The 12,168-nt window shown below is 66.0% G+C and carries 10 protein-coding genes; 1 reads left to right on the forward strand and 9 read right to left on the reverse strand.

The genetic code is table 11. The features are described from left to right. Nucleotides 1–108: 108 nt before the first annotated feature. Complete coding sequence (locus ACWYRN_RS00085; RefSeq protein WP_229436887.1) at nucleotides 109–576, forward strand: Lrp/AsnC family transcriptional regulator; 468 nt, start codon at nucleotides 109–111, stop codon at nucleotides 574–576. Nucleotides 577–657: 81 nt separating this feature from the next. Here ACWYRN_RS00085 and ACWYRN_RS00090 read toward each other — a convergent pair whose 3' ends face one another. The 9 genes from ACWYRN_RS00090 to ACWYRN_RS00130 all read right to left on the reverse strand — a co-directional run bounded on the left by ACWYRN_RS00090 (nucleotide 658) and on the right by ACWYRN_RS00130 (nucleotide 12,088). Further along, nucleotides 658–1,914: a hypothetical protein gene (locus tag ACWYRN_RS00090; RefSeq protein WP_488690552.1), complete on the reverse strand. Its 1,257-nt coding sequence runs from the start codon at nucleotides 1,912–1,914 to the stop codon at nucleotides 658–660. 131 nt (nucleotides 1,915–2,045) lie between these two features. Next, the gene (locus tag ACWYRN_RS00095; protein ID WP_488690553.1) at nucleotides 2,046–2,987 is read right to left on the reverse strand and encodes a LysR family transcriptional regulator; all 942 of its coding nucleotides are present in this window, start codon (nucleotides 2,985–2,987) and stop codon (nucleotides 2,046–2,048) included. Between the two features lie 56 nt (nucleotides 2,988–3,043). Continuing rightward, on the reverse strand, nucleotides 3,044–4,006 hold the full coding sequence (locus tag ACWYRN_RS00100) for a glycoside hydrolase family 43 protein (protein ID WP_488692887.1): 963 nt from the start codon (nucleotides 4,004–4,006) through the stop codon (nucleotides 3,044–3,046). A gap of 38 nt (nucleotides 4,007–4,044) precedes the next feature. Next, complete coding sequence (gene yjfF, locus ACWYRN_RS00105; RefSeq protein ID WP_488690554.1) at nucleotides 4,045–5,022, reverse strand: galactofuranose ABC transporter, permease protein YjfF; 978 nt, start codon at nucleotides 5,020–5,022, stop codon at nucleotides 4,045–4,047. Next, nucleotides 5,019–6,083, reverse strand: coding sequence for an ABC transporter permease (locus tag ACWYRN_RS00110; protein ID WP_488690555.1), 1,065 nt, complete (start codon nucleotides 6,081–6,083; stop codon nucleotides 5,019–5,021). Before ACWYRN_RS00110 ends, yjfF begins: the two co-directional genes overlap by 4 nt. Continuing rightward, the gene (locus ACWYRN_RS00115; RefSeq protein WP_488690556.1) at nucleotides 6,080–7,603 is read right to left on the reverse strand and encodes a sugar ABC transporter ATP-binding protein; all 1,524 of its coding nucleotides are present in this window, start codon (nucleotides 7,601–7,603) and stop codon (nucleotides 6,080–6,082) included. The genes ACWYRN_RS00110 and ACWYRN_RS00115 overlap by 4 nt, the downstream gene beginning before the upstream one ends. Nucleotides 7,604–7,610: 7 nt before the next feature. Continuing rightward, nucleotides 7,611–8,573 carry an ABC transporter substrate-binding protein gene (locus ACWYRN_RS00120; RefSeq protein ID WP_488690557.1) on the reverse strand — a complete coding sequence of 321 codons (963 nt, stop codon included), beginning with the start codon at nucleotides 8,571–8,573 and terminating at the stop codon, nucleotides 7,611–7,613. A 147-nt stretch (nucleotides 8,574–8,720) separates the two neighbouring features. Further along, nucleotides 8,721–11,075: a beta-L-arabinofuranosidase domain-containing protein gene (locus ACWYRN_RS00125; protein ID WP_488690558.1), complete on the reverse strand. Its 2,355-nt coding sequence runs from the start codon at nucleotides 11,073–11,075 to the stop codon at nucleotides 8,721–8,723. Beyond that, a complete protein-coding gene (locus tag ACWYRN_RS00130) occupies nucleotides 11,072–12,088 on the reverse strand; it encodes an arabinan endo-1,5-alpha-L-arabinosidase (protein ID WP_488690559.1) in 1,017 nt (338 codons plus the stop codon). The genes ACWYRN_RS00125 and ACWYRN_RS00130 overlap by 4 nt, the downstream gene beginning before the upstream one ends. Nucleotides 12,089–12,168: the final 80 nt, after the last annotated feature.

Below are 12,168 nucleotides of genomic sequence, written 5' to 3' on the forward strand. Positions count from 1 at the left end.
ATGTTTTTGTAAGCAGACAGGATATGCCGCACGGGGAGAAAGATTTTTTCTATTTCTTCCCTCCCAGCGATTAGACTGGCAAGAATCTTTCTGAAACAGGGGCAAAAAGTGAAAAACACACCGCTCGACCATGCGTCGATCAAGATCCTTGCGGAACTACAAAAGAATGGCCGGGTGTCGTCGAACGAGCTGGCGGAAAAGATCGGCATGTCGGCCAGCCCCTGCTGGCGGCGCCAGAAGGAGCTCGAGGAGAACGGCTATATCCTGCGCTACACCGCCCTGCTCGACCGCCGCAAGCTGGGGCTGGCCGTGGTGTGCCTGCTGCATGTATCGCTGGCGCGCCATGCCGAGGGCGTGGTCGAGCAGTTCGAGGAAGCGATGCGGCTGCGGCCGGAAGTGGTGGAATGCTACGAGACGACCGGCAGTTCGGACTACATGGTGAAGGTGGTGGTGGCCGACATGGATGCCTACCACGACTTCCTGCACAACGTGCTGGTCAAGCTGAACGGGGTGGCGCAGGTGAATACCAGCGTGGCGCTGCGCGAGGTGAAGTACGAGACGACGCTGCCGCTGTAGTCGAGGCAGAAAAGAAAATCGCCGGCATGGAAGCCGGCGATGATTCCTAAGGTTGGGACAGGAGAACGGTCCCGGCGCGCATTACAGGTTCAGGGTCACGCTGCGCGGGCAGTGGTCGCTGGTGTCGATGCGCTGGCCCGGCGCCTGCACGACGGCCGTCTTGCGCGAACCGATATCCGGCGCCTGGCGCGCCGCCAGGGCGCCGCTCAGCACGATGTGGTCGAGGCCCGTGAAGCCGCGGCAACCTTCTTCGATGCCGGTCAGCGGCACCTGCTTGAGCGAGCGGCTGCCGTCGTTCAGCTCCTGCCACAGGTAGCGCGTGGCGACCTTGCCGTTCGCATCCTGGGGCGGCACGCCGGCCGGATTGCTGCCGTCGACGCGCACCTTCTCCACTGGGATATTCGCGGCGGCTTCTTCGTCGATGCGGCGGTTGAAGTCGCCCAGCAGCACGAAGTCGGGGCTGCGCGCGGCCACGCTGTCGAGCCAGCGTTCGATCGGCGCGACCTGGCGGTTCAGCACCTGGCAGGCGGGATTCGGATCGTCGAGCAGGCGCGCCTGGTAGATCGGGGTCGGCACGATGTTCGCGCAGCTCGATTTCAGGTGCACGTTCAGGAAGCTGACGCGGCGCCCGGCCCACTCCAGTTCCAGCGTCAGGCCGGGACGCACCTTGCGCGCATCCTTGGCGCCCGGGTTGTCGCTGACCGCCAGGTCCTCGTTCACGCTGCATTTGGCGCCGGTCTCGCCCATGCTCTTGTCCCAGGCAAAGGCCGTGGTCTGGAAGCCGTCGTGCGGCGCGTCGCAGGTGCCGAAGCGGTCGGCATGCTTGCCGAGCAGGGTCTTGATCACCTCGGCCGAGCGCACTTCCTGGAAGGCGATCACTTTCACGCCCTGCTTCTCGATCAAATTGGCGATCGTCGTTTGCAGGCCGGCCAGCTTGGCGGCGTAGTCGGCGCTCGTCGGCGGCGTGGCGTTGTCGCGGCCCAGGTAGGCGTTACACGGCACCATCATCCCGGCTTTCTCCGGGCCGCCGGCCAGGCGCTCGGTATTGGCCACGCACTGGCGCGCCGCCTGCACGGCTTCCTCGGTCGGGCGCGACTGGCCCTTTTCGCGCTTCGGGCGGGTATCGCACCAGTTCACGGCCGTGCAGACGGCGGCATGGTGGTCGAAGTCCTGCTGCGAACCGGCCCAGGCCAGGTTGAACGAGGCGACGCTGATCTGGGCGGGCGGCGTCGGCGCTGCCGTCGAGGCCGGGCCGGCGGTATGGGCGCAGGCGCTCAGGAGCAGCGGCGCCAGGAAGGCGGTGGACGTGAATGTCAGTGTGCGGAACGGGTTTGTCATCGGTATGGGGCGCCGGCCAGGCATGCGATCGGCGAAGGGTAACGGTTGGCGTCCGGAATGGGCGCAAGCCCGGATTATCGCGGAGTTTGGCAACGCCAGCAATGCCGGGCCGGCGCCGGCCCGGCGCCGCCTCAGTAGATCTCGGAAGCCGCCAGCCTGACCTGCCGCAGCAGCAGCTCGGCGCCCGGCGCCAGCAGGTGGTCCTGTTGCCGGATGATGCCGAAGGCGTCCATCTTGCAGGGCAGTTCGATCGGCAGGACGCGCATCACGTTCAGCGACGCATAATACTGCGCCACCTCCAGGGGCATCACGTGCAGCGAATCGGTCTGCTGCAGCAGCGTGGTGACGAGCAGCAGCGCGGTGGTATCGACCACGTTCGCCGGCGGCTGCAGCCCGGCGCGGCGAAACATCATGTCGAAGCGGTGGCGCAGGATGCTGCCGGGCGGCGGCAAGATCCAGGGCCGGTCGGCGATGTCCTCCAGGCGCAGGTCCTTCGCCTCGAGCAGCGCATGGCCGGGGCGCACCACGGCGCAGGCCGGTTCCTCGGTCAGCTCCTCGTACACCAGGCCGCTCGAATCTTCCTTCTCCAGGATGCGGCCGATCATGAAGTCGAGCGTCCCGCGCTGCAGCTTGTCGAGCAAAACGTTACTGGGTTCGAGGTGCACGCCGATCCGCAGCAGCGGCGCCTGCTCCTTGATGCGTGCGATCGCGCGCGGCAACAGCGCCATCGCCGGCGACATGATGACGCCCACCTCCACCTGTCCGGACAGGCCGGCCTTCAGGGCCACCAGGTCGTCGTGCGCCAATGCCAGGCTGGTGAGCGCCATGCGCGCATGGCGGATCATGGTCTCGCCGTAGATGGTCGGCTCCATCCCGCGCGGCAGGCGCTCGAACAGGCGCACGTCCAGCATCTCTTCCAGGTCCTTGATCTGCTTGGACGCCGCCGGCTGCGTCATGTGGAGTTCCTCGGCCGCCCGGTGGATGTTGCGGTAGTCGTCGAGCGCGATCAGGAGCAGGAGCTGGCGCGTCTTGAGGCGCGCCTTCAGGAACCAGTTCGGGTTTGTTGTATCCATCGGAAAATAATATCAGTATCGATATCACTTCGATAGGAAAAGCTGGGCGCAGGCTATCACTGGCAGCCCGGCGCAGGATTGGCGGCCGGGCCTTGCGCTGTTTGCGCCACCGGCAGGATCTGGCCGTCGGGGCCGTAGTGCAGTTCCTCCACGGCGACCGAGCGGCGGAATTCGCCGCCTGTCGGCAGCTTGCCGTTGTGGTAGAAGATGTAGGACTTGCCGTTGAACTCGACGATGGCCTGGTGGATCGTGTTGACGTTGCTGTTCTTCTCCATGATCACGCCGCCGAAGGTCCAGGGGCCGGTCGCCGTCGGGCCGCTCATGACCACGGTCTCTTCCGGGAACTTGCGCGAGTACGAGAGGTAGTAGGTGCCCTTGTGCTTGTGCAGGTAGGCCGCTTCGGTAAAGGAGTCCAGGCCCACGGTGTGGATCGGACCGTCGATCTCGATCATGTTCGGCTTGAGCCTGGCGTACTTCAGCACCGTATTGCCCCAGTACAGATAGGCCTGGCCGTCGTCGTCGATGAAAACGGCCGGATCGATGTCGTCCCAGGGAATCGGGGTTTCCTTCGTCATGTCGTTGGTGACCAGCGCGGTGCCGCGCGCGTCGACGAAGGGCCCGGTCGGGCTGTTTGAAACGGCCACGCCGATCGCCTTGCTCTTGAGCGCGGCGTGGTCGACGGTCGAATAGAAATAATACTTGCCGTTGCGCTTGACGATGTCCGAGGCCCAGGCATCGCGGCCGGCCCACTTGAAGGTGCTGTAGCGCAGCGGCGAGCCATGGTCGACCCACTTCTTCATGTCGCAGCTGGAGTAGACGCGCCACTCGTTCATCACGTACTCCTTGCCGCCGACCGGCGCTTCATCCTTGCCGACGTAGACGTAGACACGGCCGTTGTCGACCAGGGCGGCCGGGTCGGCCGTGAAGATCTCCTTCACGATGGGGTTGGCAGCCAGGGCCTCGGGTGCCGCCCATGCAGCCGTCAATGCGGCGGCCAGTCCGGCCACCAGTACGGACATCTTGTTCATCACCTCTCCTTATATTTCGCTTGTATTTATTAGCTTTGCTTCTGACGGAAACCCATCAGGCGCTGTACCACGCAGAACACGAACAACAGGGCGCCGATCACGATCCTGGTCCACCAGGAACTCAGGGTACCGTCGAAGGCGATCAGGGTCTGGATGGTGCCGAGCACCAGCACGCCCGACAGCGCCCCCAGCACATAGCCATAGCCGCCGGTGAGCAGCGTGCCGCCGATGACGACGGCCGCGATGGCATCGAGTTCGGTGCCCTGCGCATGCAGCCCATACCCGGACAGCATGTAGAACGAAAACAGCAGGCCGCCGAGCGCCGCGCAGAAGCCGCTGAATGCGTAGACCAGGACCTTGGTGCGCCCCACGGCCAGGCCCATCATCGCGGCCGACCCCTCGTTGCCGCCGATGGCGTAGACCGCGCGTCCAAAAGCCGAATAGTTCGCCACCCACACCGCCAGCAAGAGCATGCCGATCGCGACCAGGGCGCCAGGCGACAGGAAGCCGCCGAGGAAGGGCAGCTGGGTCTGCGACATGGCGACGAACAGCGGGTCGGTGATGGTGATCGACTCGACGCTGATCAAGTAGCACAGGCCGCGCGCCAGGAACATGCCGGCCAGGGTGACGATGAAAGGCTGGAGGCGGAACACATGGATGATGGCGCCCATGCTGCCGCCAAAGGCCGCGCCGCCCAGCAGCACCGCCGCGATCACGGCCGCCGGCGGCCACTGCGCCACCTGCAGCAGCCAGGCCGCGACCATGGTCGCCAGCGCCAGCACCGCACCCACCGAGAGGTCGATGCCGCCGGAAAGAATGACGAAGCCCATGCCGATGGCCAGCACCAGCAGAAAGGCGTTGTCGATCAGGAGATTGAGCATCACCTGCAGCGACAGGAAGCCGTCGTAGGCCTGGCCCCCGGCCAGCAGCATGGCCGCCAGCAGGACCACGGTGGCCGCCGAGGTGAACCAGGGGGCGGAAGTCAGGTGCTTGTTGAATGCGTTCATGCCGCCCTCCTCTTTCCCAGGCTCTTGAAGCGGTCGGACTGCGAGATGCAGACCAGGAAGACCACGATTGCCTTGACGACCATGTTGACCTCGGGCGGCACGCCCAGCGAGTAGATGGTATAGGTGAGTGTCTGGATGATCAGCGCCCCGATGATGCTGCCCACCAGCGAGAACTTGCCGCCCGCGAGCGAGGTGCCGCCCAGCGTGACCGCCAGGATGGCGTCCAGTTCCAGCAGCAGGCCGGCGTTGTTGGCGTCCGCGCTCTTCACGTTCGAGCTGATCATCAGTCCCGCCATGCCGGCGCAGGCCGCGCTGAACACGTAGACGAAGACGACCAGGGCCGCGGTGCGGATGCCGGCCAGGCGCGCCGCGACAGGATTCACCCCGACCGCCTGGATAAACAGGCCGAGCGCCGTGTGGCGCAGCAGCAGGCTGGTGACCGCGAACACCGCCACCACCACGAACAGCGCGAACGGCAGGCCGAGCAGATAGCCGCTGCCCAGGAAAAAGAAGGGCTGGTAGTAGACGGTGACGATCTGGCCATCGGTGAGCAGCTGGGCCAGGCCGCGCCCGGCCACCATCAGGATCAGGGTGGCGACGATCGGTTGCAGGCCCAGGCCGGCAACCAGCGCGCCGTTCCACAGCCCGCACAGCAGGGCGACGCCGAGGGCGGCCAGCAGCGCCAGCACCATCGGCGTCTGCGCCACGTACTCGGGCACGCCGTCGTTGATCACCATGGTGCCGCCGATGAGCATGGCGGCCACCGTCCCCGACAGGGCCACCACGGCGCCGACCGAGATGTCGATGCCGCGCGTGGCAATCACGAGGGTCATGCCGATCGCCGCCAGCATCAGCGGCGCGGCGCGGTTGACGATGTCGACCAGGCTGCCGTACAGGTGGCCGTCCTTGATCTCGAGGCGGAAGAAGCCGGGAATCAGCAGGAAGTCGACCAGCAGCAGCAGGGCCAGCGCCGCCAGGGGGCGGAACAGGGGATGCTGGAAGACGGTCGGCCCGGCCGGCCCGGCGCTCTGGAGCACCGCATCCTTGACGGCGGCGTTCATGCGCAGCCCTCCCCGGCGATCACGTGCAGCACAGTACTGTCGTCCAGCTCGCCGCGGCCGTACTCGCCGCAGGCCTTGCGGTCGCGCATGACGACCACGCGGTCGCTCACGCGCAGCACCTCGGGCAGTTCGGACGAGATGAACAGGATAGCCATGCCCTTGCGGCACAGGGTGGTAACGTAGTCCATGATTTCCTGCTTGGCGCGCACATCGATGCCGCGCGTGGGTTCGTCGAGGATCATCAGCTTCGGCTCGGTGGCCAGCCAGCGCGCCAGCAAGACCTTCTGCTGGTTGCCGCCGGACAGGAGGCCGATCGGCGTCTCGATACTTGCCGTCTTGATCCCCAGTTGTTTCACGTAATGGGCTGCAAGCTCCTGCTGGCGCCGCATCGGGATCGCGCGCAGCAGTCCCTGGCGCGCCTGCAGTGCCAGGATCAGGTTCTCGCGCACCGACAGGGCCAGGATCGCGCCCTCGTGCTTGCGGTCTTCCGAGCAGAAGCCGATGCCCTGCGCAATCGCATCGCGCGGGGTGGAGAACATGCGGCTGCGGCCGCCGATCTCGATGGCGCCGCCGTCGGCCTTGTCCGCGCCGAACAGCAGGCGCGCCGTCTCGGTGCGGCCGGAACCGAGCAGGCCGGCCAGGCCGAGCAGCTCGCCCTTGCGGATCTCGAGGTCGACCGGGTTCAGCACGCCCTTGCGCGCCAGCGCCTTCGTGCGCAGGAAGGTCTCGCCCTGCGTGCCCGCCTCGGCGCAGGCGCTGCCCGTGTCGGCTTGCGCATCGGCCGGCGCCCCGATCATCTTGTTGACCAGGGCCAGGCGCGACAGCTCGCTGCACAGGTATTCGCCCTCGCGCTCGCCGTTGCGCATCACGGTGATGCGGTCCGAGATGGCGTAGGTCTGGTCGAGGAAGTGGGTCACGAACAGGATCGCCATGCCCTGCTCGCGCAAGCCGCGCAGCACCGAGAACAGCAGCTGGACTTCGTTCTCGTCCAGGCTGGAGGTGGGCTCGTCGAGGATCAGCACCTTGCTCGAGATGTTCAGGGCGCGCGCGATCGCGACCATCTGCTGGATGGCGAGCGGATAGTGCGACAGCGGCTTGCCGACGTCGACGTCGATCTGCAGGCGCTTCAACAAGTCAGCGGCCTGGCGCCGCATGCCACGCCAGTCGATCATGCCGAAGCGGCGCGGGTAGCGGCCGATGAAGATGTTTTCGGCGACGGACAGGTTCGGGCACAGGTTCACCTCCTGGTAGACCGTGCTGATGCCGAGTTCCTGCGCGTCCTGGGTGGAAGTGGGCGCGATCGCGCGGCCGGAAAGGACGATGCTGCCACGCTCGGGCTGGTAGACGCCGGTGAGGACCTTGATGAGGGTCGACTTGCCGGCGCCGTTCTGGCCCATCAGCGTGTGGACTTCGCCGGGGAACAGGCGCAGGCCCGCGTCAAGCAGCGCCTTCACGCCCGGGAATTGCTTGTGGATGCCGGTCACTTCCAGGACCGGCGCCACGGTGGTCGAGGCGAGCATGGCCGCCTCAATATTTACGGTTCGGGAATTCCTTGGCCGCGACTTCAGCTGGGAATACGCCCTCGTTCACGGTAATGCGCTTCGGCACCGGCTTGCCCGCCTTGACCGCCTGCGCGGTCTGGATCAGCTGCGGCCCGAGCAGCGGGTTGCACTCCACGGTGACGTTGAGCTTGCCCTGCAACATGGCCTCGAATGCGCCGCGCACGCCGTCGATCGACACCACCAGGATGTCCTTGCCCGGCTTCAGGCCCGCTTCCTCGATGGCCTGGATCGCGCCGATGGCCATGTCGTCGTTGTGCGCGTAGAGCACGTTGATGTTCTTGCCTTCGGACTTCAGGAAGGCTTCCATCACCTCCTTGCCCTTGGCGCGGGTGAAGTCGCCGGTCTGCGAGCGGATGATCTTCAGCTTCGGATTGCCGGCGATGACTTCCGCGAAGCCCGCCTTGCGGTCGATCGCCGGCGCCGAGCCGACGGTGCCCTGCAGCTCGACGATGTTGTAGCTGCGGTTCGGGTTCTTGTTCTGGTGCTCGCCCAGCCAGCGCGCGGCGCGGCGACCCTCTTCCACGAAGTCGGAACCGATGAAGCTCACGTACAGCGACGGATCGCTGACCTTGACCGCGCGGTCGGTCAGGATGACCGGGATCTTGGCCGCTTTCGCTTCGCGCAGCACGGTGTCCCAGCCGGATTCGACGACCGGCGAGAAGGCGATCACGTCGACGCGCTGGGCAATGAAGGAGCGGATGGCCTTGACCTGGTTTTCCTGGCGCTGCTGGGCGTCGGCGAATTTCAGATTCACGCCGGCCTGCTTGGCGGCGCTCTTGATCGAGGCGGTGTTGGCGGTGCGCCATTCGGATTCGGCGCCGACCTGGGAGAAGCCGATGGTGAGGGGTTTCTGGGCGTAGGCTGGCATCGTGAAAGCGAATGCGCAAGCGGCGGCGCTACCCAGGAGGGTTCTGCGGGTGAGGGTCATTACCTTGTCTCCGGTATTGTTATTAATTAATCGTAAGACAAAGTCTGATGCTCATCCAATCAATTTTTAGTGGAAACCGATATCGGAAGCGATATCGGACTACCACTGATCACGGCCGCCTGCCGCCCAATGCATGAGCAGCGTGCTTTAGCGCAGCAGGCGTAGACCGTACAATCCACCCGCCACCGATCCCGGCTTGGCCACGAAGCGCACCGACAGCGTGTGCGGCTTGGCCTGCAGGATGGATGCCGGCAGTGGGTAGTCGACACTGTAGAACTCCGGGCCGCCATCGCTGGCGAGCGCCACTTCCGCCACCGGCACGCCATTGACCTCGATATCGAAGCGTCGCCCGGCATCGGCCTGCGCAAAGGTCAGCTGGAGCAGCTTCGCCTCCCCTTTCGGATCCTTCAGCTCATAGCTGAACCACTTCGTCGCATGCCGCCAGTGCCTTCCGCCGTTCACGCCCGCATCGATGCCCTCACCCTTGAAGAAGTGATCCGACTCCGGCTGCTGCTGGCCCGGCGCCACCTGGTCGATGGTGCGCGCATCCAGCGCCAGCCGCTCGGCTTCGCGCGCCGCGTTCTCCGCCCGCATGCGCTCGAAATTGGCCGGCGTCGCGTGCTGCCAGTACATCGTGTAGCGCGACTCGTGCAGGCGGAAGAAGGGAATGAACTCGGTTGCGCTGCCCGCCGCGCCATGCACCAGCCCTGGCGCCGTGAAGGTCAGCGGCTTGCCCTTCACCGGCTTGAAGCGGCGCAGGAACGCAAGCGAATCGCTGACCAGCATCGGCGCCGCCTCCAGCGGGCACACCGGCCCGCCCGCGATATGGCCCATGCGCGACTCGTCGGCCAGGAAGTTCAACTGCTCGTCGCCGAACAGGCGCGTCTTCGCGGCCAGCACGATGGGGCCGTGCAGCACGGCGTAGTAGTTCGACTTGTCCGGCATCTGCTCCAGGCGCGTCGTCATCGGCAGTTGCACGTCGACCCGGTCGCCCTTCTTCCATGCACGCGCCACGCTCACGTAGCCGCCCGGCGCGGCGTCGAGCTGGACCACCCTGCCGTTGACCTTCACCACCATCTTGCCGGCCGCGACCCAGTCCGGATAGCGGATCTTCATGGTGAAGCTGCCCGGCGCATCCACCGTCAGGCGCGTGCTGCCCTCGTCCGGGAAGCGCGTCGACTGGGTAATCTGTACTCCCCCTTTGCCCATCCTGCGCCAGTGCAGCGTCGAGGGAATGAACAGGTTCACGAACAGCGCGTCGCCTTCGTGCGCGTAGATGAATTCGCCGTACTTGGCATGGCTCTCGATGCCCGAGCCGACGCAGCACCACATGCCCTTGTCCACCTGCGAGTACACCCGGTAGTGGTTCGGCCGCACCGGCGTGAAGTAGACGAAGCCGCCGCCCGGGCGCTGCGAAGACAGGATGTGGTTGTACAGCGCGCGCTCGTAGTAGTCGCCGTAGCGGCCCTTCTGCTCCGTCTGGAACAGCATGCTGGTGAGCTTGAGCATGTTGTAGGTGTTGCAGGTCTCCGGCCCCTCGACCTCGCCGATCATCGGGCCGAAGTCCTGGGTGTCGTGGAAGTGCTCCTTGACGCTGTTGCCGCCGATGGCCACCGAGCGGCGCTCGACCACGGTTTGCCAGAAGAACGCCGCGGCCCGGTCCAGGTCCTGGCGCTTGGTCATGTCGGCGATGCGCTTGAAGCCGATCACCTTCGGGATCTGGGTGTTGGCGTGCAGGCCGGTCAGCTTGTCCTGCCCCTGCGCCAGCGGCTGCAGGATTGCCTGGTGCGAGAATCGCAGCGCCAGGTCGAGGTACTTGCGCTCGCCCGTCATCTGCGCCACGTCGGCGAAGATCTCGTTCATGCCGCCATGCTCGGCGCGCAGCATCTGCTGCATCTGCTCTTCGCTTAAGTGGCTGCTCAGGCGCAGCGCCCAGTCGGAAAGGGCGACCAGCATGGCGCGTGCATCGGCATTGCCCGCATGGCGGTGGGCGTCGCGCAGGCCCGCATATACCTTGTGCAGGTTGTACCACGGGACCCACTTGCCATTGACCGAGAAGTTGTCGGCCTCCAGCTTGCCGGCGGCGACGTCGCGCCAGGCCTGGCGGCCGCCGGGGATGCCGCCCAGGTAGCCGTCGCCGTTGGCTTCCTGCGCGCGCTTGAGCTCCGCCACGAAATGGTTCAGGCGGCGCAGCACTTCCGCGTCGCCGGTGGCGGCATACATCAGCGCGAGCGCGGACAGGTAGTGGCCGCCCATGTGCCCGTCCAGCCCCGTCGACTCCCAGTTGCCGTAGCCCGGCTGGCGCGGCGCCAGGCCGGCTTCGCGCAGGAATGGCGCCAGTAGCCGGTCCGGCTCCATCGCCATCATGTAGTTCAGGTCGGTGGTCTGGGCGTCGAGGAAGGGGCCGGGCATCAAACGCACGTCGGCCAGGGGGAAGAGCTCGGCCGCCTGGGCCCAGGCCGAGGATACAAACAGCGCCAGGGCGGCGAGCCTGCGCCTCATGGCAGCTGGACGCTCTGGTAACGGTTGAGATCCGCCGCGTCGACGATCGGCCAGCCCTCGGCATCCCACTTCATCTCCAGCACCTTCAGCTTCTGCTTGTAGCGGTCGGCGCTCTCGTAGGCGTGCAGGACCATGAAGTCCCTGCCCTCGAAGGTGTAGGCGCTGTTGTGGCCGAGGCCCTTCCAATCGCGGTCGCCCCCGATCACAAGCGAGCCGCCGCCCTTGGCCATGTCCACGCCCTGGCGGTCGAGGTAGGGGCCGGTGACAGCCTTTGCGCGGCCCACCACGACCTTGTAGGTACTGTCCTTGCCCTTGCAGCACAGGTCCCAGGAGGCGAACAGGTAGTACCAGCCGTTCTTCCTGAAGATGAAGGGCGCTTCGATTTGCGCCGGCCCCGCTTCGCTGTCGGCTTCGAAGGCCGGGCGCTCGCGGCGCGCGATGGTGTGCCACTCCTGCGGTTCGGCCAGCCTGGTGCGGCTGGCGTCGAGCTTGACGAGCTTCAGGCCGGACCAGAAGGAGCCGAAGGACATCCACGGCGTGCCCTGTTCATCGTCGATCACGTGCGAGTCGATCGCGTTCCACAGGTCGCGGCCGGGGATCGACTGCAGGACCATGCCCTGGTCTTCCCATTTGTAGCCTGGAGAGCGCGGGTCGAGCGTGGTGTTGGTGGTCACGCCGATGCCGGAAGTGTTCTTGCCGAAGCCGGACACCGAGTAGTACAGGTAGTACTTTCCGTTGTGGTGCTGGATGTCCGGCGCCCAGATATGGTCGTTGAAGGTCGGCGCCGCCCGCTTGGCCCAGCCGGGTTCGCCGGCGAACACGCGGCCCTCGGGCTTCCACGACCGCATGTCGCTCGAACTGTAGAAGGTGATGCCGGGGCCGGTGCTGAAGAGGTAGTACCTGTTGCCCTCCTTCGCCATGACGGGATCGTGGACTTCGACCTGGGCGGCGAAGGCGGGCAGCGCGGCCGTGAGGGCCAGTATGCCGGCGCAGAGACGAGAAAACAGAGACATGATGGACTCCTGAATAGTCGCGAACCGTAGGGCGGACGGGTCTTCCCGTCCGCGCGTTCAACCATCGCGTGCGGGCCGAT

Source organism: Massilia sp. BAP21 (genome assembly GCF_057801335.1).

Bases quoted from the DNA above. Each gene is read 5' to 3' on its own strand.
- ACWYRN_RS00090 (WP_488690552.1), bottom strand. From the start codon at position 1,914: ATGACAAACCCGTTCCGCACACTGACATTCACGTCCACCGCCTTCCTG.
- ACWYRN_RS00120 (WP_488690557.1), bottom strand. From the start codon at position 8,573: ATGACCCTCACCCGCAGAACCCTCCTGGGTAGCGCCGCCGCTTGCGCA.
- ACWYRN_RS00100 (WP_488692887.1), bottom strand. From the start codon at position 4,006: ATGTCCGTACTGGTGGCCGGACTGGCCGCCGCATTGACGGCTGCATGG.
- ACWYRN_RS00130 (WP_488690559.1), bottom strand. From the start codon at position 12,088: ATGTCTCTGTTTTCTCGTCTCTGCGCCGGCATACTGGCCCTCACGGCC.
- ACWYRN_RS00095 (WP_488690553.1), bottom strand. From the start codon at position 2,987: ATGGATACAACAAACCCGAACTGGTTCCTGAAGGCGCGCCTCAAGACG.
- ACWYRN_RS00110 (WP_488690555.1), bottom strand. From the start codon at position 6,083: ATGAACGCCGCCGTCAAGGATGCGGTGCTCCAGAGCGCCGGGCCGGCC.
- ACWYRN_RS00115 (WP_488690556.1), bottom strand. From the start codon at position 7,603: ATGCTCGCCTCGACCACCGTGGCGCCGGTCCTGGAAGTGACCGGCATC.
- ACWYRN_RS00125 (WP_488690558.1), bottom strand. From the start codon at position 11,075: ATGAGGCGCAGGCTCGCCGCCCTGGCGCTGTTTGTATCCTCGGCCTGG.
- yjfF (WP_488690554.1), bottom strand. From the start codon at position 5,022: ATGAACGCATTCAACAAGCACCTGACTTCCGCCCCCTGGTTCACCTCG.